Consider the following 26,844-nt stretch of genomic DNA (forward strand, 5'->3'; position numbering starts at 1 on the left):
AAAATTAAATAAATGAACTGTTAAGAAAATTTAACCAGCGTTTGATAAAATAACTAGAAACCCTGTATATTCACTATTATTATATTGTTCATATCCTACACCTACTACATTATTGTTATAAGGAATCATTTCTTCAATAGTTACAAAAGGTTTTGAAAACAAAGTAGTAAATGACTTCAGATTGTTAGTTTCAAGGATTACCGTGCCATAAGCAATACCATTATTAGTATTGAAAGGAACCTTCAGTGCTATATAAACATTAGCTGGAGTAGATGCTAAAGCTGAGACCACTCCTATCTGATATTTAAGCGAGATTGGTGTCGCATCTCCGTTAAAGATTTCGGCGAGATATGGAACTGGCGTATCGGGCTGAGTCTGGTTTTCTCCCCCAATTAGAGCTATGCTGTTCCACCATGCGGAAGTTAATATTACTCCGAAATGATAATAGTTAAATTTTACAATAGTAAAATTAGTCCCGTTAAATATAGATGCAGTCATATTGATTGTATTTGCACCGCCTATTATTGATCTGCCGTCTGAAGTCGAGATAGTATATATTTCGTCAGAGCCTCCTAAAATTCTCATGTCCAACGGAAGCGATGAAGAGAGATCTTTATGCCCATATATATTGATCTCTATCAAGAATGGAACTAAACAGGATTGACCATTAATTCCGATGATATAAACGTCTCCTCCTATTAGCCAATAACTACCTGTCCAATCTATAGATAGTACTTGACCTAAATTGTAAAAAGGTGATAAGATATTAGATAAATTGACTAATGTATTTGTATTTAAATCATATTCTACGAGTGATGTGTGGAGGTAGCCATTTATCCTTGTACTTCCTCCGATTACTACGTCACTACCATTATATCCCAGAGCATACACGTACCCTCCCTTAAAATAATTAGAAACATTTTGTAAAATAATACATGATTTATTTATAAAGTAGTATAAAGCTACTATACCTTCAGGATTTGAATTATTGTTTAGGAACTTAACCCCTCCTATCGCAATCTTTCCGTCCGATAATGGAGCTAATGAGTAAATCTTAGAAAAAGAAGGAAGAGTAATGTAATTAACGTCTATGTGTTCTCGTAATGACTGTATATATCCGACGCTTAGAGGAATTATTATTATGAGACATAGAATTATAACTACTATTGACGTGATTTTGAGGGTTTTTTTCATCTTAAATTAGGAATTTACTTTGCCGTATAAATTAATATTTTCATTACAATACAATAATGTTTGTCTAAAAAGAGCTTCTATTTTACTTTAAAAATGTCAAGGATCAACCAATATTACTTTAAAACTAAATAAAAATCACTTATTGATAGCAAAAATATTAAGATCGTGTATAAAGATCATTTAGTTAAGGGAATTTTACTTAAGTGGTGATAAGTTTTGAGGATTCCGACTAGATACATTATAAAAAGGGTTATAGAAAGGTTTCTATTGCTATTCGCTATAATTAATTTTCTCTTCTTCTTGTTTAATGTAATGCCTTATATATTTCATTATAATCCAGCTGATTTTTACGTTCCTTTAACTTATAAAGGCATATCGAGGAGCACATTAATCGAAGCTATAGATAGACAATGGGGACTTACTCAGCCTCTTTATATCCAGTATGTCGATTACATCAAAAATATGCTCACTTTCAACTTTGGGTACTCTCTTAACTATGGCGAACCTATAACTAACCTTATAATGCAAGCCCTACCAGTTGACTTGATCATATTGGTTCCAAGTCTTCTCTTAAGTACTGGATTAGCGATAGTTTTAGGTCTTATCTCCGTAGCTAAGGAGGGCAAGTTGACAGATTTAATAAACAGCACAGTCGCAATATTTACATATTTTATACCAGCGTTCTGGATATTTGCAATAGTATTGTATTACTTTGGATTTGAATTAAATTGGTTCCCCACTAATATAGCAGAGGCTATAAACGGGACTTCTGGGATAACGTACGTGGCTTCATTATTAAAATTCGCATCATTACCTATCATAGTTCTCACTATTTTGTCTTATGGGGTAAGGATGATACTTACGAGAAGTTACGGCGTAGAAGCTAATCATAGTCATTTTATCTTATATTTAAAAGCTAGAGGGATACCTTCAAGAAAAATTCTTTTGAAGCATGTAATGAGGAATTCAATAATACCAGCTGTTACTAGAACTGGTATAGACTTTGCTTTTATTTTAGCTGGCGCTGTCTTCGTTGAAGAAATATTTAATTTTTATGGTATGGGCGAGCTTCTATTACAAGCCGCAGAAAACTTAAATATACCAGTCCTCGAAGCGGCCTTCTACTTCATCAATCTGTATGCAATAATAGTTTTGTTCGCAGTCGATTTAATCTATCCCTTCATTGATCCCAGGGTGAAGTATGAATGAACATTTTTAAAAACAAGATAATAAGAGATTTGTTTCATAGGAAGTCTTTTGTTATATCTATTGGTATCTTGGTATTTTTCGTTCTAGTGGCAATCATAGGTCCTATGACGACTCCATATAAAAACCCTTATTCTTCTTCAGAGTATTATGTAGCAGGTCCTTACGCTGTACCTTCATGGGCTACGATTTTCCCACAATATAAGGACTATCCTCCCGATATGAGTACTACCCTTAACTTAACCTCTACTTCAGGAAACGGCTATGTAACTTACAACGGTTCATATTACGTCGTGTATCTTAAACCGCATCAGTCCGAAAACCTTACTTTTACTTTATTCTGGAAGTACAGTTACCCTTATTCATTTACCTTTTCTACCACAGTTACACCTTACACTATTCAAGGAGTACAAGTTAACTTTTACACAGAAAACTCATCGGGTTACAAATTCTTTCTTCTGAGTTACGTGCCTATTAAATATCAGTATGAGTATAATTATCCGACAAATGTACTTAACTTGAATAAAACTAATTCTATTTCTATGACTCCTTCTAGTTTAAATTCGGCTAATAGTCCTTATGTAGCTTCTTTACCCATAAGTCAACAAGCATTACTAGGATTACAATTTCCAACTGAGCTCTTAGGGAAGTCTGGGCCCACATCTGTCATGATAAGTGTTATAAATATTGGTTCCACTTCTGCAAAAGTTTACATAGCCCCAGTTCACTTTAGCGATTTAGGTAGATCCTTCGGGATTTTAGGTACTGATGATAACGGTGCAAGTGTGTATGCAGAGTACGTCATAGGTGCTAGGTTTGATCTCGAATTAAGTGTTATTGCATCGATAATTATCGTAGGCATAGGTTTAATAGTAGGGTTAGTTGCAGGATATGTAGGCGGTAAGACTGATCTAGTTTTGAACTCTATAACGGACTTCTTCCTTACTATTCCAGGTCTTCCTCTGTTTATAACTCTTGAAACTGTGTTTATTGTTACTGGGATAGCGGCTAACATTAGTAGGGCAGAGCTAGTACTACTTATAATAGGAGGGTTGTCATGGATGGGAACCATGAAGATAATTAGGTCAGTTACGTTCAGCGTAAAAAGCAGGACATTCGTTGAAGCTTCGAGAGCATTGGGAGGAGGTACTTTACACGTAATAAGGAAACACATTTTACCTAACATACTCGGTGTAGTTTTTGCACAACTAGCTTACGATGTACCAGTAGTCATTCTGATAGAATCGGGTTTAGACTTTCTCGGTTTCGGGATACCACTATCGGCTTTTCCCACGTGGGGGAATATGCTTGGAGCAGCTACAGATGCGGCTTCAAGTGCTAACTCCTTTGCTTGGTGGTGGGTCATACCTCCCGGTCTATCAATAGTTTTACTATCAGTGGCGTTTTATTACTTCGGCACAGCTTTACAAGAAGTCTTAAGTCCTTTCAAGGCGAGAGGTGAATAAGACTTGGTAGTAGACGGTGTTATACTCAAAATAGAAGACCTCAAGACTTATTTTAAGACAAAAACTGGTTACGTAAAGGCGGTGGACGGAGTTTCCTTATACGTTCCAAACCAAATGGTCATAGGTGTGGCAGGAGAATCTGGAAGCGGTAAGTCCACACTTATCAATTCGATATTTCGCGTACTTCCCAGAAACGCTGAGATAAAAAGTGGGAGAATATTTTATCAAGACAAAAACGTTCTCGAAATAGACGAACAAAATTTTAATAAAAACATCAGATGGAAAGAGATAAGTTGGATTCCTCAAGTATCTATGGACGTATTAGATCCTGTGTATAAGGTAAAAGATCAAATGATAGAGACTATACTAGCTCATGAAGACGTTTCTAAAGCAGAGGCACTAGAAAGGATCTATACAATGCTCAAGTCTGTTAACCTAATGCCTGAGATTCTAGAAAAATATCCTCATGAGCTTTCAGGCGGGCAAAAACAGAGAGTAGTGATAGCTATGGCTCTCCTGTTAAACCCAAAATTAGTAATTGCTGACGAGCCAACTACAGCGTTGGACGTAATAGTACAAGCTCAAATAATAAGTATTATAAGACAGCTTAAAAAGGAGAAAAACTTCAGCATGTTATTTGTAAGTCACGACTTAGCATTACTCGCTGGTTTAAGTGACTATCTAGCTATTATGTACGCAGGGAAAATAGTCGAGTTCGGAAAAGTAGAGGAAGTATATAAGACACCTCTACATCCTTATACGCAACTGCTTTTAGAATCTATTCCTGATATCAGAAAAAGAGGGAGTAAGTTAAAGTCCATATCGGGTTCTCCGCCAGATTTATTAAACCCTCCAACTGGATGTAGGTTCAATCCAAGATGTCCGTTTGTTATGGACGTGTGTAAGACTACAGAGCCCGAAATTGTTAAAGTTTCCCCCACGCACTACGTAGCTTGCCACCTCAGGAAGTGATGAAAATGATAGAAGTAAAGAACTTAAAAGTCTATTTTAAGACTAAGAATTTAATAATAAAGGCTGTGAATAATGTTTCTCTCAAAGTACAAAATAAAGAAATAGTGTCAGTTGTAGGCGAATCTGGAAGCGGTAAGACAACATTAGGGAAGACTATGTTGGCACTCATTAAACCATTATCAGGTGAAGTACTCTGGGATAACAAGAACGTTTTCAAGTTAAAGAGGAGGGAATTAAAGGTGTTTAGGCGTAAGAATCAGATAATATACCAAGACCCCTTTGATGCCATAGACGTTAGAATGAAGGTATACGATGTTGTAGCAGAAGGTATTAGACTTCATGGGCTTGCAAAAAGTAGAGAAGAAGAGAAGAAAATGATTTACGAGGTATTAGAAGAGGTGGGCTTAACACCACCTGAAGAATTTAGCGTTTCTTATCCTACTCAACTTTCAGGAGGGCAATTACAGAGAGTAGCGATTGCAAGGGCATTAGTTTTAAACCCAGAATTTATTGTGGCTGATGAACCGGTTTCTATGTTAGATGTATCAATTAGGGCTAGCATTTTGGATCTTTTCACGAAAGCAAATGAAAAAGGCACTTCAATACTTATGATAACTCATGATATAGCTACAGCAGCTTATATATCATCGAGGATTTTCGTTTTATATCACGGTAACTTAGTTGAATATGGTAAGACCGATCAAATAATTGAAAATCCTAGACATCCTTACACACAAGCCCTTATCGCTGCTATTCCCATTCCTGAGCCTGGATATACCTTGCAAGTGAAACTCAATGACACTGAGGAACCAGATCCACTTAACGGTTGTCCTTTATACCCTAGATGTCCTTTTAGAAAAGATATTTGTAGAAAAGAAGAACCTAAACTTGTTGAAGTAGAGCCGGGTCATTATGTCGCATGCCACCTATATTGATGAAGAGAAGGAGTTTAAGATAGGAAAGGCAGAACTTTTTTCCTTGATACTAGTTGTTTCGTTTTCTGTGTTTTCAGTTATAGAAAGATATAGTATATATTTTTTCCTGTCAATGATCGTAATATCACTTTTACTGATGTTTTATAGGAAGGGAGAACTCATCAAGGCGTTTAACTCGCTTAAATCTAGTAGAGAGTACATGAAAGAGTACAAACATTCTAGAGCAATAAAACAAAGTCAAAGGGACAAAATCTTGTTCCCATTGTTATTTTTAGCTCCGTTCATAGCACTTTATGTCTTCCCAGTCCCAGAGAACCTATTTATAGCCTTAGGAGTAGTAGTTTCTTACCCCTTGTCAAATATCTTAAATATAGTTCTTATAGCATGGATGGAAAAGGCTCTTCATGGAAAAATATATTCGGTATTAGAAATAGTAGAGATAAAAGAAGAGAAAGACCTATACGTAAAAAGATTCGGTTATAAGCTAAAGGAAGATTAAAATTTTCACTCATTCTGAATCCTTCCATGAGGGTTCAACCTCTTCCCTTTTTCTACCACGTTAATTTCGACATGGATAACATGAATTATTAACCCCACTAGCAGTGATACAACACCCAGAACTAAACTTTCCTCACCCAGAGTCCCGATCACTAATAATGATAGTAAGATTGATAGAATCTGAAGGAAAGGGTAGAGGGGAGCTTTAAAACTACCCATGATGCCTCTTCTCCTAGAGATAACTACGGCTAGAGCCGTAGTTAGGTAAGAAAATATGGTACCAAAATTCGAAACGAGCCCTATCACCTCTACATTGCCTAACCCTAAGGACGAGACCATCATTGAAATTACTAATAATGTAGCTATACTCTCTTTTCTGCCTAGCTTAGAAGGTATTAAGTTATCCTCAGCCATTTGCTTTAACGTTCTAACTGTAGCTATTATAGTAGACATTGTCACGGTAAGGGTCGCAATTATTGCTGTGGCTGACACTGCGAGAATTAATAGAAATGGGGCTTTAGCTTTTTGTAGAGCAAAGGAAAGTGGATTCGCTTGTTGACCGTAGATTTGCCATGGGAGTAGATATAACATGGAGAAGACCACCATGATGTAAAGTACTGAAGTAATAGCCAGAGAAAGGACTATAGCTTTAGGTACTGTCTTCTCCCCGTTTTCTACGTCTGGAGTCAGAGTCGCGATCGTGTTAAAACCAGAGTATGCGAAGAAAGCTAGGGAGGAAGCCGTGAATATACCGTATAATCCGTGAGGGGCAATAGGTGTAAAGTGTAAGGTGTTAAATCTGCCTGAGATTAAAGCAAATACTATAAACAGAACTAATCCTAAGACGTTTAAGCCCACAAGGACTGATTCTACTTCAGAGACTAGTTTTAGCCCCGCTAAGTATAATCCTCCTAGGACTAAGATGAGGAGTCCGGCAATAATTAAAGTATAACTTTGAATCTGTAAATAACTAGCAAAACCAAGTGCTGTAGCAGCACCCGATACGGAATAGGATATCATTCTCATCCATCCTACTAAGAACCCTAGGGTGTCTCCCATAGTGAGTTTAGCGAAAGAATAAACACCCCCTTCACTCTCGGGGTATTTAGAGGCAAGTTCAGCGCTATTTAGACCGATACTCATGGCTAAAAGCCCAGTAATTATGAAGGAAATCAAAGCTGCAGGACCAGCTAAGTAGATTGTGCTCCCTGCCATAACGAAGATTCCGGCCCCTATGATGTTCCCTAGTCCTATTGCTGTTGCTTCATATAATGATAACTTCTTTTTCACAATTACGAAAAGTAAAGAAGTGAGTTAAAGGGTTATCGCATAACAGACTTGAAAGGACATGAGGGAAATATTTATATGCATATTCTTACTTACTATATTAATCCATAAGTTAAATAATGGAAAAAATCTCTACAAGGGCAGATGGATAACTATTCTCGGTAAAACAATGATCAGATTATGATATCACAAGGATTAGGAGTTAGTGGAGAATGGGGAGAAGTTTCAACATGGGTATCAGAACACACGGAAAAGAAGAGACCTCTAATAACATCTCTTATACAAACTACTTCGCCTTTAGGTTTTATGGGATCTGCTACAATGCTTTTGGTATTCAGCCACAATTTCGTCATGGTAGGCTGGAGGATAGGTTTCTTAATAGGTGGGGTTATGGCTTTCATGGGTGATTTCTTGAGATATTTAGCATCTGAAATCTTATCTTTCGAGAAAATCAAGTGAGGGAAAGTAAGCAAAGTGTCATTTATAGAGATATTCAAATACGCGTGGAAACCGATAATCGTTCTGATGTTTGCTATAGGCTTTGCTGCTCACGGTTCTTATGCTTCAATGGCTGCCTTTTATCATGAAATCTTTCCTAGAAAAATAGATACAGTGGAGCCAGTTATGGCTTACAGTTAGCCGCTGTTGTTGAAGGCGAAATAATGCTAATCTTGGTAATAGGATTACTGGAGTACCGAGTTAATATTTGGCGAAATGATAGATAGTGATAAATTTTCTGGTAGTTTTGAGGTTTAATCTCAGCTTTAGCTATAGTACCTCTTAAAGAGACAAATAACACGGTTTTAATTGAGGGAAACTAAGGTAGCTTAACGTTAAGTTTTTCCATTTTTCCTTATTTTTTATTGAGACATAACTTTTTTATGTATCTTAAATTAAGGAAAATTTTAAATACAATTAGCATAAATATAATTTATAATGATCGAAAGACGGATAATGCTCACGCTCCACGCTGATGCGAAGCTAATACTTCAGGATGTTTATGACTTGAGGAATTTGAAGGAATGGTGGATGTTTCTAAAGGACGTAGAGATGGAGAATGAAGACACTTACATTGCTAAGTTCCGTGTCTTTATGCCATTTAAGTTTCATATGAGGAGGAATATAGGACTTAATAAAGTAGTACATGAGGGAGTAATGAAGTTTCCTAAGGCTTACTTTCGTTTTACCGTAGAGGTATTTCCAAGAAGGAACGGAGACGTAGATATATATGTAAAGGGTGAGTACTCAGGACCCCTAGAGAGGCTTGCGGGAACTCCGATGGAAGTTTTTTTGAGAAACTTCGCAAAGAATTTAGAGGACAAATATAAGGGAAGGAGTGAAGGTTTGAACATGAGGCAAATTTTGGAATACCAGATAGAAGCAAGTAAGGATTATGACGGAGAAATAATGATAACTGTTGATGAGTGCAAAGTTACGTTACGGAAAGGCAAAATAGTTAGTGCAGAGTGCGGAAATATAGTAGGGGATGAGGCGATAAAGAAGATACTCAGCGAAGAAAAACCCAAGATAAAAATAGAGTATACCTAGAGAGGAGTCGGACTTTCATTGAGGTTTCATGAATTTGTATTCAACCTCTCGTCCTCATTCCCCTTGTCCGGCTCCCCACGCCTAGGTTAGGGAGTGTGAACTCCCGGCCACGACTTAGGGAGCTTCATTGAACCCATCCTCCCCCTCACATTGCCCCTCGGGTTCATCGTAGGGCTCTCTTCTACATGTCAACATTAACTGAAAAAGCTTGTAAATTTTCATTAAGGAATAGTTAGCAATGTTAAATGATATCAAATGACATAAAATTCACGGTTTATCGGAAGCTGCTGACAACGGCAAATAAACATGAATATCAAGAGTTGACCACATATTATTTTGCAGATTAGGGTATAAAGACTAACGTCTCCCCCATCCTGGAAGGACGAAGTTTCCCCTAATCGTTCTCCTCATTGGTTCGGGACTACTTTTGGTGTACAGTAGACGGCGCCAGAATTCCTTCATCTGAAGGGGGACTATCATCCGTGACATCTAGTCCTTTAAAGAGATTTTAGATGTTCCTTCCTCAGTCTAATTAAGCTAAGGAGGAGTGCGGTTAGCACCACTAAAGGATATCTCGGTAAAACGATATCAAAATATAAGGGGATTATCCATCACCTCGGAGAGGCTTTCCGCCCCCTTAACCCCTTTCTGCAAAAATAAGTTAAAAATGTGTAGACTATTTTTCAGTTAAGGAAGGGGTAAGTGCTCGCTTAATCAATTGGTTAAAAATAGTCATGGAGAGTAAGATAAATCATCTTTACCCTTGACAGAAATAGAAAATCATGTGTAAGAAAGAAAATAGATTAGAAGAATAAGAGCAAATCTATTTTGAAAAATTTCCAGACTACATCACTATTTCTCTAAATCTCAATCTCACGTGTAATAAGCCTGCTATAACACCTAGTGTAAACAAAATTATTGCTGACTCAATTATTTGACTTCGTAAGCTGTAAGCTTTACTGGCATAAAAAGTGATTGCCCCTGATATATGATCATCAGACCTCCTAGTGTCATACCGGATATTATTGCCAGTTTTTGGTTATCTGTAACGTTTTTGAATTGTAACTTTGGTAGAAAGTTAAGGAGTGAAACGATAAACAAAGCGGATGGAAAAATCATATAACTTCACTTTCAATTAAAGTCATAGTCTCCTTGACCCCGGACAAGCTAGCTATAGAGTTAAGTACTGTAGTAGCGACAAGATCAGGATCTTCAACGTCGATAGTTATGAGTAAGTCGTAGGGTCCGTAAACTACTGCAACATCATAAACCCTTGGCATCGCCATTAGTGTTGCTGCGATTCCCCTTATCTTGCTACTTTCAGCCTTAACCAACACATGAGCTCTAACCATACTGGCGTACGTTCTCACGAGATCCCACTCGGTGACAATGCCCCTCAAGTTAGGGGCTTTTGGCTCTCCATCGAAGAGTAACACCGACCCTACATTCTTCATGGTTATCAAGTTCGCTACATCCGCCACTGTAGCATCTTCGTCAGCGTAAACCAATTGCTGTTTACCTATTAAATCTCCCAGCTTATTACTCATAGCGTTCTCATTTAACGCTTTAAGTACGTCCCTCAGCGATACAACTCCTATGATGTCAGAACCAGAGATCACGGGTATGTGGGATATCCCTAAAGAAACCGTTAGTTTTGCTGCGTCAGTAACAAGTGAGTCGGAGTTTAATGTTAGCACGTTGCTACTCCCTATAGCCATTGCGGGAATGTTTACTCTAGGAATAATCTTAGCTAAGTCACGTTCGGTAACTATTCCCTGACCTTTCACAATTAGAGAGCCTATTCCGAGCCTTACCATGAGTTTTGCAGCTTCTCTAAATGACGTCTCGGGGTCTACACTAATTGCAGGTTTCGCTATATCCGAGAGTTTTTCTTCGGTCCAGTTTTGTTTGCCTAAGGCTTCCTTGATCACAGTTCTGGCTGAGATAACTCCTATTATGTTCCCCGCAACTGTTACAGGTACTCTCCTTACACCTGTAGTAGTCATTAGACTTACGGCATCTTTTAGAGTTGAATTAACGTCTAATGTCTTTAAGTTTGTGGACATTATTGTCTTTAACATTTCAAATAATAGTTGTATTTCTAAGTTAAATGTATTTTATTCAAATGTTTTCTAAGAAGACGTTAAATATGTTAATTATTGCTTGGTAACGAAAAATTGACTATGACAGGTAAAAATGTAATGTATAAATAAAAACATTTTTAAAATGATTATAATGATAAATAATATCTTCTAAGAGCTCAGTAATAAGTAGAGGTGATTTTAGGCATAATAATACATATTCATTGTCGTAGATTAGACAATGGGCAAACATATTCAAACTTTTAAATGCCTAGCCGTTGCCAACAGTTTCAGATAAACCGTGAATTTTATGTCATTTAATGTCATTTGACATTCCTAGCTCTTCTCATGAGAGTTTATAAATTTTGTAGTCACACACTAAAATGTAGAAGAGAGCCCTACAGTGAACTCGATGAGCAATGTGAGGGGGAGGGAAGGTGCTCAATGAAACTCCCCATGTCCTTGAAGGGAGTGGTTTAACTACCGCTCCCGTAGACGGCATGGGGAGGGAAATAAGTGGAATGAGGACGAGAGATTGAATACAAATTCATGAAACCTCAATGAAAGTCCGACCCCTAAACAAGGAAATACCTTACGTGTAGACTCTCCTCGTGTTTTCTCTTTTTCAGACGACTAATATAAAAATCTCCTCTCTACACATGTTCTTGTGAAAAAAGTCACATTCGACGACTACCTTAAATTCCTTAATTCACATGACAAAGTCGAGTTTGGAGAAAACGCCATACATTTAGACCCTATTAAGGTGGATAGGCTAAAGCCTGAAGAAGATGAGCTTACAAACATCTCGACCACTGTGTGGAGTTTCCCGAAAAGGGGTAGTTGGGCTACTAATAAAGGTGACTACCGGGGAAATTTCGCTCCTCAAATACCCAGAGCAGTAATTTTGAAGTACACCGATGTGGGTGATACAGTCCTTGACCCGATGGTAGGCAGTGGTACTACGTGTGTAGAAGCTAAGCTCTTGGGTAGGAACTGTATCTCTGTAGATGTAAACATAAACGCAGTAATGCTAACGTTACACAGGCTTTACTGGCTCGAAAAGTACTTAGACGAATGCAAGGACTTTCTGGAAGAAGTCAGTTGTGAGGACATAAGAAAGGCTAAAGTAGACGTGTATATAGGAGATGCTAGAAAACTGACAGAACTGAATGACGAGAGTGTTGACTTAGTAGTGACTCATCCCCCTTACTTTAACATAATAGATTATACTAGCGGGATTGATGGGGACTTGTCTTCATATACCAAGCTGGAAAACTATATCTCAGCTCTAAAAGAAATCGGTGAGGAGATATACAGAGTGTTGAAAAAGGAAAAACAGTTTGCCGTCCTGTTGGGAGACACTAGGATAAAGAAACATTACGTGCCGATTACGTCGTACGCCTTACTAACTCTTCTTCAAGTAGGCTTCGTATTGAGGGAGGAAGTAATCAAAATACAGCATAAAATGAAGACAACGAGAGAGGTATGGAGAAAAGGTAAAAGGGACTTTCTGTTAATATACCATGAGAAATTATACATCTTCGATAAGACTGAAGAGGTCAAAAAATATAAGTATAGTTCGGGTGAAATGGTAAGAACACTTTTTTACCAGAGCGAAAACAATAAGACATTGTTTAGTTCATCTTCTGACTTCTGAAGAATCTCTAAGATACATGCTGAGAATTCATAACATTAGATATTATCGATGGTAGGAAAGCAGTTAACCCGATCATTACAACTGAAAATAACTATTCACTATGCTCCTCTTCCATAAAGCATCTAGAGATCGATGAAAGTGACAAGGTTTATTCCCATTTCTAAGCTGAAAATCAGGAAGTAATCTTTAGTTAATGATGATTAGTGTTGTCATTAGTATATTGTTTGAAGCCCCATACGAGAAGGTGAATATAACGATTATCATAGTGAGACATGGTAACATTGTCCTCTTCATTAGAAGTAATAGGAGTGTAAATAGTAGAATATAATCCGAAGAATTTGTTATAAAAGTAGCACATACATGTAGATTGCTATAGCGTATAGTGTGATCATTATTGTGGGTATTACGAATTCGTAAATTAATATATTTTTTACTCCTCTCCTCAATAACATTGAGCCTAAGCCAGAAGCTGAATGAAGGATGAAGAAGAACGTTAAAGGTCCTATCATAAGTATGTGGAACTGCAAACTGTTACCCCTATTTAACAGGCCAAGAGTCAAGTCTGAGATCAAAGTGGAGGTCTGAGGACCAGCTCCAAAACCTGTTATACCCTCAAGAAGTGCTAATACTAACAGGAACCAGGAGGTTAACCTCTGAAATGACGGGGTGTAGATAGAATCTTTAAGGTTAGGACTAAAAGCTTTTCTTGATGCCGCTATCATTATGAATCCGGGTAAAGCTAAGGGGAGGAAATAAGGTGCTGTAGACGTTATCAACGTACCTAATAATAACGTTAATTTACTTCCTCGCAACATCTGGATACCCCCTTGACTCCCAATAACCAAGATAGTTCTTATCCGTAACATGAATTCTCACTAACCACTTAGTGTAGCAGTACCCCCACCAACGTGGTACAACCATTCTTACTGGATAGCCGTGAAGTTCTGGTAGTGGTTTCCCATCTACCATATATGCTACAACGGTATCATCTTCCATTGCCTTGTATAAAGGTAAGTCTGCTGTATACCCGTCAGCTCCGAAAGTTACTACTTTAATTGCATTAGGCTTAACACCAGCTTTATTTAGAATATACTTTAATGGAACCCCAGTCCACTCCACGTTAGCTTGTAAGAAATAAGAATCAGAAACACATTGGATAGTATCTTTTACTGAAATTGATGGCATATTCATTAGATCCTCATATGTTAATTGTAAAGGATTTTCAACTTGTCCATCAACTGTTAGAATATAATTAGATCTGGATAAGGTAGGAGTGTAGTTACTATACTGTACTACATACCATGCTGAGAATGGAGTTAAGGATTTATTCGTATGAGAAATTAAAATATTACTTGTCCCTAGTTTCCACATAGCTATCAGCGAAGTAGTAGCTAACATCATTTTAAGGAAATTTCTTCTACTCGATATCGAAGGCACAAGTCATTAGATTGATTAACCAAAAAAAGCTTTTACCAAAATTCATGACGTAAACTCGACGTAGGGCTTATTAAGAGAATTAACGATAAAAATTTAGATATTACAAAGAAAGGGGTTAAGGGGGCGGAAAGCCTTGCCAAGGGGATGGATAGCCCCTTGTTTAAATACTTCTTTGTCAAAATTTCTCTTAGCGATGCTAATGACGCTCCTTATATAAAACATATTAGTCAGATCTGGGTAATACAGATCTGACTGGGGTGTAGGCCGTGACGCTCCTTGGGCTTAAAGCCCGGTGGGGAGCTTGGCCGCCTCCAACTCGGACCGGAAGTTGGGCAAAAAGCCCGAATAAAACATAAGGGTGAGTGTAATTGGAGGCCCCCAGTTGCAGGAATAGACGTATCAAAAGATAAATTAATTGTACTATAATAAGCAGTTTAACATTTGTGAGTAAAGCAGGTTTCATGGCGTAAGTAGTGTGGACTATGCTCAATTTTTAGGAAAAGTTTTTATACCAGAAGCTCCCCAGCTTAATGGGACTGTGGGAGGAGCAAGCAGTGACGCCTCTTTCCTTCAAGGGACTAGAGCTCGGCAATGAAAGTCCCCCTTTCAAGTGGGAGTGGATCTCTGATCCACCCGACTGCCCACCATATGTAATCCCGAATCAATAGTGGGAACGATGAGATTGGAACCTTCGCCCTTCCAAGGCAGAGAGGAAGTCAGTCTCTCACAAAACATGTTTTCTAACTTGAATACCATTATCTGACTTCCCGTATTTTGTTCCATTGGGCTATTATATCAAATACTAAAATGATAAAATTCAGTATGTATTGTAAATCTAAGTGGCGGTCATCTGACTTAAGATTTTATCTCTCACGTGGAGGAGTTATAATAATTCTCTCAACGTATTTCTAACGTCCTTAGCAACGCTCTTACCGAGGGGTGTTCCAGGTCCTGCGAAAAACTCCTTCCCCGGTAAGGCTCCTACGGCGATTGCGTCACTCACAGTCCCAGTCAGGTTAAGATGTCTTAATGCTCCGCTCTTGGCCTCTGTAACAGTCCTGACCAAGTCCACTAAGCCGTTTACCGAAAGAGGATAGTTCACGAAAGCTCCTATGTTGATGGTACACCCTGCGTCCTCGCCGCTCTTATCGATTCCAGCTGAAATGAATAACTCTCCCCACTCCCTCTTTTCAAAGCGGAATTTCCTCGCAGCAGTCATAAAAACCACTGCCTCCCTTTCCTTCACCTTGTCAACGTCTTCGAAGGCGTTTCTACAGTAGTCTTTGCTTACAATGATCAGCTTGATTTTCCTGACGTGGGATAATCCTTCAGGGTATAAAGCCGAAGTAAGGGTGAGGTATGTCCTTGGAAGGAGGAACTCGTGGAACTCGAGGTCAGTCGACATTAAAAACTAATTGACCCACTAATAAATTAGCTTTTCATCAAATGTAGTCTCTTAATTCCCTTTAGTTGTCTTTATGGTTGCGTTTTTAAAAAAAAAAAAAGACAAGCTAACTCGACTTTACGAAGACTTCAGAATAGGGCAAATATACCATACGTGGAACATAAACTACCTTAACTTTTATCCACTGTACCCCGTTATAGATTTCTATTGAGGTAGTAGGAGGTATGTATCCTTTGACCAGTATTACTCCATTATAAGTACCAGAAGCGCTACTCAACACGTAGGTTGTGTTGTTTATAATAATCTTTAACGGTGGTTGAGGTAGGACTATCAGTGAATAAGATCCGTTAGTGTATATTATATCGCCAGTATAGGCGTTTAAGGTAAACCCGAAGTTAAGCGTGATTCCGGTACCATTTACGACCAGATTATATTTCCCTGGGGAAAAAGGCAGGCCATTATGATCTATTAACGGAAGTAAGGTCACGTTTGAAGTTATGTTAAAAGTATTAAACAAACTCATACTATCGTTTGATAAATAGTATAAATAAGCTTTCGCTGGAATTTCATTTGCTAGTATAGTGAGGAAATATGTATCGTTACGGAGTACTAGAACTGCTGTAACTACTGAGGTGGTGTAACTCGTTGTCTCTACAGTTGTTGAGTTTGTGTAAACCATATGCACGGCGGTGGTGGATGAATTCGTAGTATTCAAAATCAATGTATTTGTTTGACTCCCTGGTAATTTACTTGGCTTACCTCCGTGGTGATTAAGGAATAAAAAGGCTAGGATTATCACTATTACGACGGCTATTATTATGATCAATAACTTTTTGTTCATAGTTGATAGATTTGAGAGAAATAGAGTTAAAAGCGGTTTGGTGTGAAAAAGGGGTCGACTTTTACTGAGGTTTCATTAACTCGTATTCAACCTCTCGTCCTCATTCCCCTTGTCCAGCTCCCCATGCCTAGGAAGAGAAGGATACCGTACTTATCAACCTAGAAATTATAGCAAATTTCTTCCTCCCGTAGAGGTCGCCAAGAAATGATAAAATTAGGGAAACGAAAGAACCTACTAAACCTCCTAAAGAAAGTAATTCTCCAATTTCTAAAGCAGACAACCTAAAGAGAGAAGATAAGGTGAAATAATTGTTGAATCGCTACCCATTATCAATCCTAACAATGAGGATGAAAGTAAAAGCAAGAATTCTTCTTTTCTCACGCGTATTTATTTAGCTAGACCTTTTTATTGTTAATCTCTAAACCTGCTTGTATATAAGCAATTTCTAAAAACCTCTACCTAATGCTTAAGTATCTGGTGGAAAAAGTAGAAAATGTGGAAAGCATAAAAATAAAGCCAGAAACTAAGAAGAAGCTCACGGAAATTGCCGGAATGCTTGAGAAAGAGACCGGCAAGAGAGTATCCTATGACGACGTTATAAACTATTTAATTGAGAAGAGGTTTAAGGATAGGAAAGCAGCTGAAAAATTATTTGGAATAGCTAAAGGAGTGAATTTATACGAGGAACTCTTAAATGGACGTAAAGAAGACGAAAATAGTTCTTGATTCTGGAGTTATCTTATCGTTTCTTGAAGGAGAATTTCGAGATTATTATGAAAGGATATTGAATGAAGAGATTATACCCTACATCAACGCTGTTAATCTTACAGAAGTATATTATGTACTTCGTAGAAAAATAGGAAAAGAAAAGGCAGAAGAGATTATCAAGAGTATAATAAAATCCGGTTATTATGAAATAATGGGTGTTAAACCTATAATTTTAAAATATGCTGCAGAATGCAAGTGTGCATATTCAATTTCATTGGCTGACTGTTTTAGTATAGCTACTGCTAAATTCCTTAAGACTAAGGCATTATTTAGGAGAGAAGAAGAGCTTGCAAAGAAAAGCATAGAAGAGGTAAAATTTATTGACTGAGTAGTAGGAAGTAATAAGCTATCGGGATACAGAAATTACAACGTCGTAGATTATGTAAACCTTGAACAATAGTAATAAAGATATAATTAATGCCACATATATCCCTACTTATAAAACCTTCCGGGTTTTCCTAAAGGGAAAGCTAGGGCTTTACGTTTGAACGCTCTATCACAAGCCCTTAATTTCCTATCGAGGATTGGTGTTGATTATGTAGTTTTTGAGGACTTGTTCTTAGTGAAGAAGAGGAAATTCACTAGGAGTAAGAGCGGTAATAGGAAGGTTTCACGTTTCGCTAAGAGGCAAATGTTAATTCACGGTGTTATTAAAGCACTTAGGTTATGTTTTAACGTCGTGTTAGTTGATCCTAAGGGTACTACAAATTCTGAGGATCACGATAGGGTGATGAGGGAGAAGGGATTCGACAAGCACACAGCCTCAGCTTACTTAATAGCATTAAAGGGATTAGGAATGTTAAATAATATCAAATGGCGTAAAATTCACGGTTTATCTGAAACTGTTGTCAATAACAAATCGATGAGAGGGAATCATAGACCTCCCAAGGTAAAGAGGGAGTCAGTTAACAAGGACTAATAGGTTTAATTCATTAAATTCTTCTTTAATTTTTAAGAAGTCAGAATCTTTAGTCACCAAAGTTAAGCCCTTATTAATAGCCTGAGCGGAAATCAATATGTCGAAACTTCCTATTAGCTTACCCTTATCTTTTAACCTCTTATAAATTCTCGAACCAATTACTGAATCCCTTTTAGTGGGATTCAGGATCTTAAATGCCGATAAGAAATCAAGAATTTTACTTTCTTCAATCTTACCTAATAAAACCTCAAAGACTGTTAGAGAACTCACGTAAAAATCCTCAGCCTTAAAAATAACTTCCTTTACCTTTTCATTCCCCTTTAAATACTCAATAATCGCTGAGCTTTCTACTAATACTTTCATCGTTTTTCTCCCTCATCTCCTTAATCTTCTTCATTAATTCTTCAGCATCTTCCTTACTGAGTATACCGAAATATCTTTCTAACCTTTTCTTCCTTAAACTTAAGGATTCCTCGATTAACTCTTCAATTACATCACTAAAACTTTTATCACCTTTTATTTCAACTAACTTCTTGTACACCTCATCCTTTATCATTATCGTCTTCATATATCATATATACATGCTATAGGAAAATAAACTTTAATGAATAACAGAGTCAAAGGGCTATATCTGTTATATTAGAGCGTGTATTATAGTGTCTATTTATTTTGTTCTGACTTCTTCCCTGCCTTGAAGGGTGAAGCTTTTTGCTTCCTTAACCCTCAAATTTATAAATTCAGGGATACTTGCCAACACGAGTAGATCATTATGAAAGTCGGGAATTGGACCTATTGAGGATAGATCGTAGCTATTAACAGATACTCACATTGCGGTTGTTAATAATGACTGTGCTATGCATCAAAAATTTCTTTGGTCTATAAAGGGTTGAAAAGATCTTTTGTAGCACGTGATAATCATTATTTAGTGTTCATAAGGATAATGTGAAGAGTATAAAAAGTTAAATGAATTATATATATATACATACACAAACAAAAAAGCTACTTTCTTCTAATAATAATTAAGGCAACTACTATTGAAACTAACAGTATAACGATGATAACCACTAACGGAAGTAAGTTCGGTGTTGAAGTCGTAGTAACGACGGGTGGAGGGACTACTACACTACCTTGTGTACCCGTCGTTGGGGTAAAGCTTGTAGTTGTCGAAGTTGTAGTTATTGAGGGAGAACTGTTTGTTGTTGAAGTACTTGTAGTTGTCGAAGTGTTGTAACTTGTAGTCACTGATGTAGTATTCGTCGATATTGCTGTCGTAATAGTTTCGGCTTTGTTCACGTGGATTAGGAATGTCATTTCTGGGTCATTGTATACTATAGTCAAGTTGTAAACCCCTGGTTTAGTAAAGTTGAATGTCAGTTCGCTTACCTCACTACCGTTAAGGTAGGCAGTGTAATTCGAAACCCTTAAGCTAATACTAATTTCCTCTCCTTGAGTGGCATTAAAGGAATAAATTCCTTGAGCTATCTGAGTTACATTTACTCTAGACCCGTTGACTGTTACATTAAAGCTAACCGGCTTCAAATAAATTACTAAACTCCCGTTAGAGTTGACGAACAGCGTAGTAGTATTCGGTAAGTAACCGTTAGCCTCAGCCGTTATCTTTAAACTTCCAGACGCGGTAAGTGATAAGCCGTTTAAGCCTACTTTAAACTCCTCACCGTTAATGAACACAAGCCCTTGTATCGGTACACCGTTTGTCGATAATAATATTACTCTTAAGCTGTATTCAGGGACGACCACTTTGACTGGAATAAGGGATAATTGGCTTATATTCAAACCGTAAATTGTCTCGTTAAAAGTATATGCTATGTTATTGTAAAACAGTGTGTAGCCCCCTTTAGCTATGAACAAACCGTAAGGTAGCCCGCTTTGGTTAAGTACTAAGTAGGATGTATTACCCAAGGGTAGTAAGGCGTAACTAGTATTAAGTACTTGAGCATTTCCGCTAGATGCAGTGAAATTGTAAAAGTAACTCACCGTGCTACCGTTATTGTATATTATCTCATTTGTCCCGTTGTTAAATGATACTTCAATGTAGTTCTCAAAACCCAAGTTACCTATCACGTAGATTTTATTATGAGTAGCGAGCAGAATTTGTCCTCCTTCGGTCTCTAGATAATAAGTCCCGTTCTGATAACCAAGAAAATATCCGTAATTACCACCGACTACAAGAGTTGCTGGGAAGATTGGGAGTCGTACTTCTCCTTTCGGCGTTATTACGTATTGTGAGAGTATCTTAAGGCTGTTATTAACGATCTCAAATGTCGTGTTATAATTATAGAGGTTAACCGTTTTTGTTGGGGTTATCATGTAGAAAACATTATCAAATATCAAGTAAGGGTGGTAAAGTATTGTAGAGTTTATAAATGAAACCTTACCGTTACCTATATCAACATAAGTTATATTTTCTGCCTGGATTACGTTATTTGCTTCAGACTGTTGCATAGTCATATTTCCGATTATTAGTTGCTCTAATCCGATTTCGGCAACACAGAGTGTATTATTTACTAATCTCTGAGGTATGACCTCGGTGACCGTAGTATTCATTAACCTCAAATTATATTCACCATTTAGGCTGTAAAGTAACTCCTCTCCTATTATTGGCATTTCTACGGTTACCTTAGTATTATTAATTATGGTTGTGTATTCTTTCACGGATGATAGTGCTGTAATTTCAATAAAATATATCCCGAATTTTTGAAATATTGAGGCAGTGACCACCGCATGTAAGATAAAGTAGGGCAGAAGCTGAAATATCTGTGAAGGGTAGAATATCTGGGTAGAGAATAATGTTAGATTAGTAGAATAAACTTGTCTAACTCCGTTATCACTTATCGAGTACACAGTAACGTAAGAGTTTTCGTAAAGCGTGTTTGACGTGTTAAATAACGAAACCCAGTGTATTAGAAGTTCATTACCATCTAGTTGTATTGTAATTAACGGTGAATTGTTGACTAAAAAGATGTTCGGAATGTTTTGTGTAAATAATAGTTGATATGATGATAAGTTAGTGTAAAATATACTGACGTTTAGGTTGGCGGTTAAATTGACATTATTATTTAAGAATGTTACTCCTAAAACACTATTAACTCTATAACCGGCTATCAAAAAGCCGTGGTTAAACGGTGTTACGTTGACTACATCAAACGGTTCTGGGATTGGGATTATAAAAGCTGATAATATCGGATAAAGTGACGGGAGTATTAAGAGAGTTATGAGCCCGAGTTTAACCCATTTCAACTTTTATCACAGCTTAATCTTTAGAGAGGCTTTTTTATGGGTTTCTATGAGGTTTAATCATTAAGACAATGAGTTTCGTTTAAATCTTCATGTGTCAAAATTTCGATCCTAAATGGAATGCTTATCATTTTGAAGTATGTGCCTCTATATACTCGGAGGCCTAACACCAGCTACAAGGAGAAAATTTTTACATAATATGTATAAACAACAATATATTATTCCTTGTCTCATTCATTTTTAATTCCTATAACGTTTCTTTGCGACTCTATATTCCTTATTCTCTTTATTCCCTGATTCTCATGTAGTTAACTCGCTTAACATTCTCTTTATGAAGTTATCCCTAGTCTCTTTATCTCCGTTAACGATCTTATAGATAGTCTTATTATCAACAAGGATTACTTTGAATTTCGGAAGGTTAACGTTATTCACGTTTGTCACTATAAACTTAACAACCTTTATGTTACCGTCCTTATCGAAATCCTCTAATTTCTTTATATTCTTAATATTACCTTCTTCTAACGTCTCCATATTACTCAGCTTAATGTCGCCTATAAACTCCATGTTGTTCCATATAAAGAAAATATCGACCCTTACGTGTCTTTCCTTAATTTCCTTACCCTTATCATGGACATATGTGATTTTATAAATATCCTTAAGCTCCAAAAGCCCCTCCCTAATAGCCTTCTCCAGCTTCACGGATACCTCATTAATGTCCTCTATATTCCAACTATCTTTTACGTTGTCTTTCACACACTCCAATACCCTATAGGCTTCTTTACACTTCTCAAGAGCAATTTTAACGGTATCCCTAGCGATGTCAAGGAGTTTATTAACAGTGTCAGCGTCCCTTATATCTTTTAAGTTTATCAACTCTTCAGCTAAATCTGGACAGTAGGCTTTAAGAATATCTAGCTTGTCCTCATTATTCAGCTTTAGCTCGACCTTAATTTCACTTAACCTCCTTTTTAAAGCTCTATCCTTTATTTCATTGAACACATCAGTAGTCATTGTAACAGCGATCGGGATTCTGCTCTCGTTTATCATTTTATGCAGTTCTTGGAGGTGTCCATCTAACGCTTTGATTTCGTCCACGAGAAGTCCTATTTTCCCGATCTTAGCTAAATCATTTAGGAACTGTATAAACCCGTCAACGTTAGTTTCATAACTCATGCAATAGAGCCTTTCCGCGTATCCAAGTCTCTCGTCCCATTTTCTTTTATCGCATACGTGTTTCAACCAATTTCTGAACTCCTTACTTATCCTAGCCCAGCCGGTATAACCTATATTCTCCTTATTACTTTCCAATATACTGTAGGCTGCTCCCTTTACTTTTTCGTAAAGGCTAGTGTTACCTTCATAAGGATTTCTCATATGCTTCCAAGCTACTGTGGAAAGGGAATCGGAATTTACTAATTCAAGGTCAATTATGAAAACTTTTTCACTTAAATCCTTTTTAATAGCCTTTAATATCGTAGTTTTTCCCATCCCGGGCTCTCCAACTATTGTTATCACGACGTCTTTTCCAGTAACTATGTAGTCCTCTATTAGCTTTACAGCCTCAACCCATATTTTGCCCGCAATTTTTACTTCGGTGTCATTGTATTTGACTACAGTATACTCTTGGAAATTACAGTTCGTAACTTTCACCTCTTCTTCCTTATTATCCCATATAGTATACCTCCCTTCACAATCCCCTCCTTACCGCCGCTGTGTAGTTCATAATTTTGTATGATATAGTCACGGAACTTATCCATGAATTGCTCTATAGTCATCCCCAACTGCTCCCTGATGTCTCTAATTGACGCAAGCCCCAAGTCGTCTTTAACAAAATCATAAACACGGTCGAAATCAGCAATAGTTTTTGGCTTACCGAAATACTCTTCGAAAAGCTTTTTAATAGCATCATAATACTCTTCATAAACTTCCCTCACAGCCTCACCGACAACTTTTTTCAAATCCTTAAAATCACCGCTTTCGAGAGTTGTTACTTCTTCTTTTTTTCCATCACCTAAAGTATAATACTTAGCCTTACCTCGAGTTCTGCTTAACTTAATTACACCCTCTTTCAAGAGCTCGTCGAGTATATTATCCAACTCCTTTAAAGCACTTCTTTTATTCTTCATACCAAGAAATTCGGCTAACGTAGTCTTAGCAAACTCCTTTTTCTTATCTCCACCGGTGTATTTCGTTATAATATTTATTACATCATCTTTAGTAACCATACTCAAATAATTTCCAGACAAATATATAAACTTTTATAATGAAAGTAATTCTTTTCTGGGTTGCTTCAAGATTATAATACGTAAAGAAGGTTATGCGGTTAGTTACTAATGATAGAAGATGTCAAAACCACAAGGTTTAAAGTAGAGCTCGTACCTGTTGATAAAACCCCATTTCTTTAGACAAGTAATCTTCTGATCCACTCGACTGCTCATCAAATGGTAACAGAATTGATAGTGGGAAAGATTATTTAGAAGGCAACATTTCTTACTTCCATGACGAGGAGACGTCAATGTGACTATGCGATACCCAGAATAGAACCTATTCTCGTAGACGGCACCGCTCATATTAACCACTTATAAGGGGGCCTACCAAAAGGTGGGATGTGTTCCCGCTTAGAAAGTACACTACAATCAAGCTAGTAAAATTAAACAAAACAAGGATGTAATAAGGAGAGACAAAAGACATTGTTGTCTGTATAAAGTATTAGGCATCATATAAAAAAGATATTAGATAAAGCTGAAGTCTACGTACTCACTGTGATTTGATACGTGATACAATAAGGGATAATCTAAACCTTTTTACCTAGTCTCGTATTTATTTGTATGGTCGAAATCATAACCATCGGCGGTTATCCAGTACTGGTTTACGAAAAAGGCGGTGTTAAATATTATTGGCTAGCCGGTTGTCCCCACAAAAAGAGACCGTTAAGTGAAGGGAAAGTGTTGGAAGACAAGATAGAGTGCCCTTTTCACCACGCGGTATTCAGCTTGATCACCGGGGAGGTGGTGAAAGAGCCCCAGTCTAAAACTCCCTGCGTGAACTGCAAATTGATAAGGGTGACTTTCGAGGGAGGGAGAGCAAGATTTGGAGGAGAACCGTTCATCCCTGAACTGCCTGGAAAGAAAAAGTCTTGTGATCACGTATGGTGAAGAAACTCTCATTGACTGAGTACTCCGCCAAGATACCTAAACCTGGGAAAAGTGACTATTACGTCATCGTACTGATATTCAGGGGTGAGGAGACGAAGAAATTCCCTAAGCTGAAAAGGCATTCAATACTAAAGAGGTATTGGTCTAAGGACTTCCTTGAGGCGGTGAGTGAGGCAATGGCGGTTAAGGAATGCGCTAACCTCACCGTAGACGGAAAGCCCCTGCCTAGACAAAATGTCAAAGTAATGTACTACCTTAATCCAATAGACTTTCTTAAACTTTCCTACCTCGTGTCAACAACTTTTATTCAGGAAAAGATGAATACAGTCCTTGCCTCCCTCAGGAAGGGTGATTTAAGAGGGGCAGAAAGTGTGTTATTAAGAGGTGACGTCTTTTCACTCGCCTTCTCTAACATGGCTAAGGCTGTAAAGAAACATGTGATAATGGTAGACGTAGACACTAAGGATATGGAGTTCTTATCACTTTTAGAAGGAGTCCCGGTGAGGTTTGTAATAGAGACTAAACACGGATATCATCTACATGTTTATATTGAGGACGTTAAAGATAACGAGACCTTGAAAAAGCTCTATTCAATAAACGAAGCTTTTTCGAGGAAGGACTCCTTCAAAAGGCTTTTCGGTGAAAAGTTATTGGTCAAGTGGAAGGAGAGTCTAATAGAAGTTAAAGGGACTAATCCATTAGAATATGTCCCCACGGATGACTACCCGGTTTATGAGCTGGAGAGTAGAGACGTCAGGAAGTTCGTAGAGTTTAGGAGTTAAAATGCTACACAAAATAATTTAATCTGTTAACACACCTTTCTAAGCAATGCAAGAGGCTTATGAGGACGTCTGTAGGAGTTTGCCTAAACTTTGTCCCAGGCTAGTTCCCGCTCCTTTATGGAGTTACACCCTAGCGGGGTTTGCTAGGTTAAATCCTTACATAGCTTTGGCTATATGTGATGAATGTGAGGATATCGTGAGGAGGTTAAACTATTTCTGGTTCGGACAAAAAGAAGACCGTTGTGAAGTTTGCGGAGAGGAGGGAAAGGAAGTAGATGAGGACTGGAGATATTATATAGAGGGTAATAAGGGGATAGCGGTGTTGGGAGGTCTTAGGACTCTCTGTGATAAGTGTCATGTAGCAAAACACCAAGGATATGCAGGCATAAAACACCAAGCTAAGGAAGCTCAAATTCACCTTGCTAAGGTGAACGGGGTGGAAGACGTGGAACCGTTGGTAAAGAAGTCCTTCATGATCCACATGAGGCTCAGTGCTATAACGGATTGGGAGTTTAGGTTGGACGCAATTGAAGAACCGTTGAGGTCGATGTTTGAGAAGTTACTAAACTCCGCTTATAAGAGGGGTCTCAGGTATGAAGGAGGGTGGTTATTTTATACAAGTAAAAAAGCTTGGGAATTGGAGTTGAGATCGCTGAGGGTCAGTAAGGAAGTAGTGGAAAAGGGAGGCGACCTACTCACTTTAGCCGTTTCCTCCCTAAGCGGAATTAAAGTTCTCGAAAAAGAATTTAAAGTATTCCTTGATATGATCTCGGATAAGCTAAAATTGGCGTCTCTAGTTCAAGATGAGGAATTTTTGACTTACTCCTTAGGCGAGAGTCTGTCTGGTAAGTGGATGGTTTTTGTGCGAAAGGAAATATATCCCCGCTTTTTCTCGGTACTCGTTGACAGTTTGAGTGAGTTGGGTTATATAGCAAAGATTACGAACAGGATTGAAAACGTGGAGTTACCGGTAATAGTCTACATACCTTCAGCTCTTGACTTCGATCTGGTCAGGAAGGTCAAAGATGTGATTAAAAGGATAATGAGAGAGTTTGACGTAGAAAAACCGATCTTCTATAAACCCGATATATTCTCTGCAAACAACATTTACAGTGGTAGGTCTGATATTAGACCGTATATTTTTGTAGCCTAACGGTCTATAGAGTTAATCAGAGGTGAGATGAGGACTGTATGAGAAGAGTATATACGCTTTGAAAATTAGTGTAAGATTTTAACTCCTCGTTATTATACACATATGAAAATTTATTTGTTAAACCATTACTAAAATTCAGCCTGAACTCCCCTAGTTGATTACAAAAAGGGGGCCTCGCCTCTGGTAGGGTGTAACGTCAATAGCCCTCTTTTGATCAGTTCCAGCAGTTATAGGAATCTTAGGGAGGTAATACCAAGAAGTCGGTATTAGCGAGAAGTTTTTAAT

Annotated in this window: 27 protein-coding genes and 2 pseudogenes; 16 read left to right on the forward strand and 13 right to left on the reverse strand. The window is 37.6% G+C overall.

Going from position 1 to position 26,844, the window contains the following annotated elements:
- Window positions 1-30: 30 nt before the first annotated feature.
- The gene (locus tag WIW72_RS06145) at window positions 31-1,194 is read right to left on the reverse strand and encodes a hypothetical protein (RefSeq protein ID WP_337721289.1); all 1,164 of its coding nucleotides are present in this window, start codon (window positions 1,192-1,194) and stop codon (window positions 31-33) included.
- 216 nt (window positions 1,195-1,410) lie between these two features.
- Here WIW72_RS06145 and WIW72_RS06150 point away from each other — a divergent pair, with 216 nt between their 5' ends.
- The 5 genes from WIW72_RS06150 to WIW72_RS06170 are packed head-to-tail and all read left to right on the forward strand — an operon-like array spanning window position 1,411 to window position 6,272.
- The gene (locus WIW72_RS06150) at window positions 1,411-2,403 is read left to right on the forward strand and encodes an ABC transporter permease (RefSeq protein ID WP_337721290.1); all 993 of its coding nucleotides are present in this window, start codon (window positions 1,411-1,413) and stop codon (window positions 2,401-2,403) included.
- A complete protein-coding gene (locus WIW72_RS06155) occupies window positions 2,400-3,866 on the forward strand; it encodes an ABC transporter permease (protein ID WP_337721291.1) in 1,467 nt (488 codons plus the stop codon). The genes WIW72_RS06150 and WIW72_RS06155 overlap by 4 nt, the downstream gene beginning before the upstream one ends.
- Before the next feature lie 3 nt (window positions 3,867-3,869).
- On the forward strand, window positions 3,870-4,838 hold the full coding sequence (locus tag WIW72_RS06160) for an ABC transporter ATP-binding protein (protein WP_337721292.1): 969 nt from the start codon (window positions 3,870-3,872) through the stop codon (window positions 4,836-4,838).
- A gap of 5 nt (window positions 4,839-4,843) precedes the next feature.
- Entirely contained in the window at window positions 4,844-5,773 is a 930-nt protein-coding gene (locus WIW72_RS06165; protein ID WP_337721293.1) for an ABC transporter ATP-binding protein, read from the forward strand.
- The gene (locus WIW72_RS06170; RefSeq protein WP_337721294.1) at window positions 5,751-6,272 is read left to right on the forward strand and encodes a hypothetical protein; all 522 of its coding nucleotides are present in this window, start codon (window positions 5,751-5,753) and stop codon (window positions 6,270-6,272) included. Before WIW72_RS06165 ends, WIW72_RS06170 begins: the two co-directional genes overlap by 23 nt.
- 5 nt (window positions 6,273-6,277) lie before the next feature.
- On the opposite strand, the gene WIW72_RS06175 is transcribed toward WIW72_RS06170, so the two are convergent.
- A complete protein-coding gene (locus WIW72_RS06175) occupies window positions 6,278-7,561 on the reverse strand; it encodes an APC family permease (RefSeq protein ID WP_337721295.1) in 1,284 nt (427 codons plus the stop codon).
- Window positions 7,562-7,738: 177 nt separating this feature from the next.
- Here WIW72_RS06175 and WIW72_RS06180 point away from each other — a divergent pair, with 177 nt between their 5' ends.
- The 3 genes from WIW72_RS06180 (at window position 7,739) to WIW72_RS06190 (ending at window position 9,106) form a co-directional block, all read left to right on the forward strand.
- Window positions 7,739-8,017: a hypothetical protein gene (locus WIW72_RS06180; protein ID WP_337721296.1), complete on the forward strand. Its 279-nt coding sequence runs from the start codon at window positions 7,739-7,741 to the stop codon at window positions 8,015-8,017.
- A gap of 15 nt (window positions 8,018-8,032) precedes the next feature.
- Window positions 8,033-8,197, forward strand: a complete 165-nt coding sequence (locus tag WIW72_RS06185; RefSeq protein ID WP_337721297.1) for a hypothetical protein — start codon at window positions 8,033-8,035, stop codon at window positions 8,195-8,197.
- Window positions 8,198-8,494: 297 nt separating this feature from the next.
- Window positions 8,495-9,106 carry a hypothetical protein gene (locus WIW72_RS06190; RefSeq protein WP_337721298.1) on the forward strand — a complete coding sequence of 204 codons (612 nt, stop codon included), beginning with the start codon at window positions 8,495-8,497 and terminating at the stop codon, window positions 9,104-9,106.
- Between the two features lie 930 nt (window positions 9,107-10,036).
- On the opposite strand, the gene WIW72_RS06195 is transcribed toward WIW72_RS06190, so the two are convergent.
- Together WIW72_RS06195 and WIW72_RS06200 are read right to left on the reverse strand one after the other, a co-directional pair.
- Window positions 10,037-10,225, reverse strand: coding sequence for a hypothetical protein (locus WIW72_RS06195; protein ID WP_337703140.1), 189 nt, complete (start codon window positions 10,223-10,225; stop codon window positions 10,037-10,039).
- The gene (locus WIW72_RS06200; protein WP_337721299.1) at window positions 10,222-11,187 is read right to left on the reverse strand and encodes a CBS domain-containing protein; all 966 of its coding nucleotides are present in this window, start codon (window positions 11,185-11,187) and stop codon (window positions 10,222-10,224) included. The genes WIW72_RS06195 and WIW72_RS06200 overlap by 4 nt, the downstream gene beginning before the upstream one ends.
- A 667-nt stretch (window positions 11,188-11,854) precedes the next feature.
- Here WIW72_RS06200 and WIW72_RS06205 point away from each other — a divergent pair.
- The gene (locus tag WIW72_RS06205; protein ID WP_337721300.1) at window positions 11,855-12,844 is read left to right on the forward strand and encodes a TRM11 family SAM-dependent methyltransferase; all 990 of its coding nucleotides are present in this window, start codon (window positions 11,855-11,857) and stop codon (window positions 12,842-12,844) included.
- Between the two features lie 341 nt (window positions 12,845-13,185).
- On the opposite strand, the gene WIW72_RS06210 is transcribed toward WIW72_RS06205, so the two are convergent.
- Window positions 13,186-13,659: a hypothetical protein gene (locus tag WIW72_RS06210; protein WP_337721301.1), complete on the reverse strand. Its 474-nt coding sequence runs from the start codon at window positions 13,657-13,659 to the stop codon at window positions 13,186-13,188.
- Window positions 13,643-14,245 (reverse strand): molybdopterin-dependent oxidoreductase, encoded by a 603-nt coding sequence (locus tag WIW72_RS06215; protein ID WP_337721305.1) that lies wholly within the window; start codon window positions 14,243-14,245, stop codon window positions 13,643-13,645. The genes WIW72_RS06210 and WIW72_RS06215 overlap by 17 nt, the downstream gene beginning before the upstream one ends.
- 566 nt (window positions 14,246-14,811) lie before the next feature.
- Between WIW72_RS06215 and WIW72_RS06220 the strand changes: the two are divergent.
- Window positions 14,812-15,044 (forward strand): annotated as a pseudogene (locus WIW72_RS06220) (hypothetical protein).
- A 120-nt stretch (window positions 15,045-15,164) separates the two neighbouring features.
- Here the strand turns inward: WIW72_RS06220 and WIW72_RS06225 are convergent.
- On the reverse strand, window positions 15,165-15,686 hold the full coding sequence (locus tag WIW72_RS06225; RefSeq protein WP_337721302.1) for an adenosylcobinamide amidohydrolase: 522 nt from the start codon (window positions 15,684-15,686) through the stop codon (window positions 15,165-15,167).
- A gap of 106 nt (window positions 15,687-15,792) precedes the next feature.
- Entirely contained in the window at window positions 15,793-16,527 is a 735-nt protein-coding gene (locus WIW72_RS06230) for a hypothetical protein (protein WP_337721303.1), read from the reverse strand.
- 477 nt (window positions 16,528-17,004) lie between these two features.
- Between WIW72_RS06230 and WIW72_RS06235 the strand changes: the two genes are divergently transcribed.
- The 3 genes and pseudogenes from WIW72_RS06235 to WIW72_RS06245 form a co-directional block, all read left to right on the forward strand.
- Entirely contained in the window at window positions 17,005-17,253 is a 249-nt protein-coding gene (locus WIW72_RS06235; protein ID WP_337703381.1) for a hypothetical protein, read from the forward strand.
- Window positions 17,222-17,623, forward strand: coding sequence for a type II toxin-antitoxin system VapC family toxin (locus WIW72_RS06240; protein ID WP_337703383.1), 402 nt, complete (start codon window positions 17,222-17,224; stop codon window positions 17,621-17,623). Before WIW72_RS06235 ends, WIW72_RS06240 begins: the two co-directional genes overlap by 32 nt.
- 120 nt (window positions 17,624-17,743) lie before the next feature.
- Window positions 17,744-18,109 (forward strand): annotated as a pseudogene (locus WIW72_RS06245) (hypothetical protein); the annotation flags it as partial.
- A gap of 87 nt (window positions 18,110-18,196) precedes the next feature.
- Here the strand turns inward: WIW72_RS06245 and WIW72_RS06250 are convergent.
- The 5 genes from WIW72_RS06250 to WIW72_RS06270 all read right to left on the reverse strand — a co-directional run bounded on the left by WIW72_RS06250 (window position 18,197) and on the right by WIW72_RS06270 (window position 23,694).
- A complete protein-coding gene (locus WIW72_RS06250) occupies window positions 18,197-18,577 on the reverse strand; it encodes a type II toxin-antitoxin system VapC family toxin (protein ID WP_337703385.1) in 381 nt (126 codons plus the stop codon).
- Window positions 18,543-18,782, reverse strand: coding sequence for an antitoxin VapB family protein (locus tag WIW72_RS06255; RefSeq protein WP_337703387.1), 240 nt, complete (start codon window positions 18,780-18,782; stop codon window positions 18,543-18,545). The genes WIW72_RS06250 and WIW72_RS06255 overlap by 35 nt, the downstream gene beginning before the upstream one ends.
- A gap of 431 nt (window positions 18,783-19,213) precedes the next feature.
- Window positions 19,214-21,472 (reverse strand): hypothetical protein, encoded by a 2,259-nt coding sequence (locus WIW72_RS06260; protein ID WP_337703389.1) that lies wholly within the window; start codon window positions 21,470-21,472, stop codon window positions 19,214-19,216.
- A 297-nt stretch (window positions 21,473-21,769) separates the two neighbouring features.
- Complete coding sequence (locus WIW72_RS06265; protein ID WP_337703390.1) at window positions 21,770-23,119, reverse strand: ATP-binding protein; 1,350 nt, start codon at window positions 23,117-23,119, stop codon at window positions 21,770-21,772.
- Window positions 23,116-23,694 (reverse strand): hypothetical protein, encoded by a 579-nt coding sequence (locus tag WIW72_RS06270; RefSeq protein ID WP_337703392.1) that lies wholly within the window; start codon window positions 23,692-23,694, stop codon window positions 23,116-23,118. The genes WIW72_RS06265 and WIW72_RS06270 overlap by 4 nt, the downstream gene beginning before the upstream one ends.
- Before the next feature lie 603 nt (window positions 23,695-24,297).
- Here WIW72_RS06270 and WIW72_RS06275 point away from each other — a divergent pair.
- From WIW72_RS06275 to WIW72_RS06285, 3 genes are read left to right on the forward strand one after another with little or no spacing between them, the layout of a single operon-like run.
- A complete protein-coding gene (locus WIW72_RS06275; protein WP_337703394.1) occupies window positions 24,298-24,624 on the forward strand; it encodes a Rieske (2Fe-2S) protein in 327 nt (108 codons plus the stop codon).
- Window positions 24,618-25,406 carry a hypothetical protein gene (locus WIW72_RS06280; RefSeq protein ID WP_337703396.1) on the forward strand — a complete coding sequence of 263 codons (789 nt, stop codon included), beginning with the start codon at window positions 24,618-24,620 and terminating at the stop codon, window positions 25,404-25,406. Before WIW72_RS06275 ends, WIW72_RS06280 begins: the two co-directional genes overlap by 7 nt.
- A gap of 46 nt (window positions 25,407-25,452) precedes the next feature.
- The gene (locus WIW72_RS06285) at window positions 25,453-26,559 is read left to right on the forward strand and encodes a hypothetical protein (RefSeq protein WP_337703398.1); all 1,107 of its coding nucleotides are present in this window, start codon (window positions 25,453-25,455) and stop codon (window positions 26,557-26,559) included.
- Window positions 26,560-26,844: the final 285 nt, after the last annotated feature.

It is taken from the genome of Stygiolobus sp. CP859M (assembly GCF_037389975.1).
Lineage (GTDB): Archaea > Thermoproteota > Thermoprotei_A > Sulfolobales > Sulfolobaceae > Stygiolobus.

Excerpts from the sequence above, each read along its gene's own strand:
- WIW72_RS06255 (WP_337703387.1), bottom strand. The coding sequence starts at position 18,782 with ATGAAGACGATAATGATAAAGGATGAGGTGTACAAGAAGTTAGTTGAA.
- WIW72_RS06250 (WP_337703385.1), bottom strand. The coding sequence starts at position 18,577 with ATGAAAGTATTAGTAGAAAGCTCAGCGATTATTGAGTATTTAAAGGGG.
- WIW72_RS06145 (WP_337721289.1), bottom strand. The coding sequence starts at position 1,194 with ATGAAAAAAACCCTCAAAATCACGTCAATAGTAGTTATAATTCTATGT.
- WIW72_RS06225 (WP_337721302.1), bottom strand. The coding sequence starts at position 15,686 with ATGTCGACTGACCTCGAGTTCCACGAGTTCCTCCTTCCAAGGACATAC.
- WIW72_RS06190 (WP_337721298.1), top strand. The coding sequence starts at position 8,495 with ATGATCGAAAGACGGATAATGCTCACGCTCCACGCTGATGCGAAGCTA.
- WIW72_RS06165 (WP_337721293.1), top strand. The coding sequence starts at position 4,844 with ATGATAGAAGTAAAGAACTTAAAAGTCTATTTTAAGACTAAGAATTTA.
- WIW72_RS06230 (WP_337721303.1), bottom strand. The coding sequence starts at position 16,527 with ATGAACAAAAAGTTATTGATCATAATAATAGCCGTCGTAATAGTGATA.
- WIW72_RS06170 (WP_337721294.1), top strand. The coding sequence starts at position 5,751 with ATGTCGCATGCCACCTATATTGATGAAGAGAAGGAGTTTAAGATAGGA.
- WIW72_RS06275 (WP_337703394.1), top strand. The coding sequence starts at position 24,298 with ATGGTCGAAATCATAACCATCGGCGGTTATCCAGTACTGGTTTACGAA.
- WIW72_RS06270 (WP_337703392.1), bottom strand. The coding sequence starts at position 23,694 with ATGGTTACTAAAGATGATGTAATAAATATTATAACGAAATACACCGGT.
- WIW72_RS06180 (WP_337721296.1), top strand. The coding sequence starts at position 7,739 with ATGATATCACAAGGATTAGGAGTTAGTGGAGAATGGGGAGAAGTTTCA.
- WIW72_RS06285 (WP_337703398.1), top strand. The coding sequence starts at position 25,453 with ATGCAAGAGGCTTATGAGGACGTCTGTAGGAGTTTGCCTAAACTTTGT.
- WIW72_RS06155 (WP_337721291.1), top strand. The coding sequence starts at position 2,400 with ATGAACATTTTTAAAAACAAGATAATAAGAGATTTGTTTCATAGGAAG.
- WIW72_RS06215 (WP_337721305.1), bottom strand. The coding sequence starts at position 14,245 with ATGATGTTAGCTACTACTTCGCTGATAGCTATGTGGAAACTAGGGACA.
- WIW72_RS06280 (WP_337703396.1), top strand. The coding sequence starts at position 24,618 with ATGGTGAAGAAACTCTCATTGACTGAGTACTCCGCCAAGATACCTAAA.
- WIW72_RS06200 (WP_337721299.1), bottom strand. The coding sequence starts at position 11,187 with ATGTTAAAGACAATAATGTCCACAAACTTAAAGACATTAGACGTTAAT.
- WIW72_RS06240 (WP_337703383.1), top strand. The coding sequence starts at position 17,222 with ATGGACGTAAAGAAGACGAAAATAGTTCTTGATTCTGGAGTTATCTTA.
- WIW72_RS06195 (WP_337703140.1), bottom strand. The coding sequence starts at position 10,225 with ATGATTTTTCCATCCGCTTTGTTTATCGTTTCACTCCTTAACTTTCTA.
- WIW72_RS06210 (WP_337721301.1), bottom strand. The coding sequence starts at position 13,659 with ATGTTGCGAGGAAGTAAATTAACGTTATTATTAGGTACGTTGATAACG.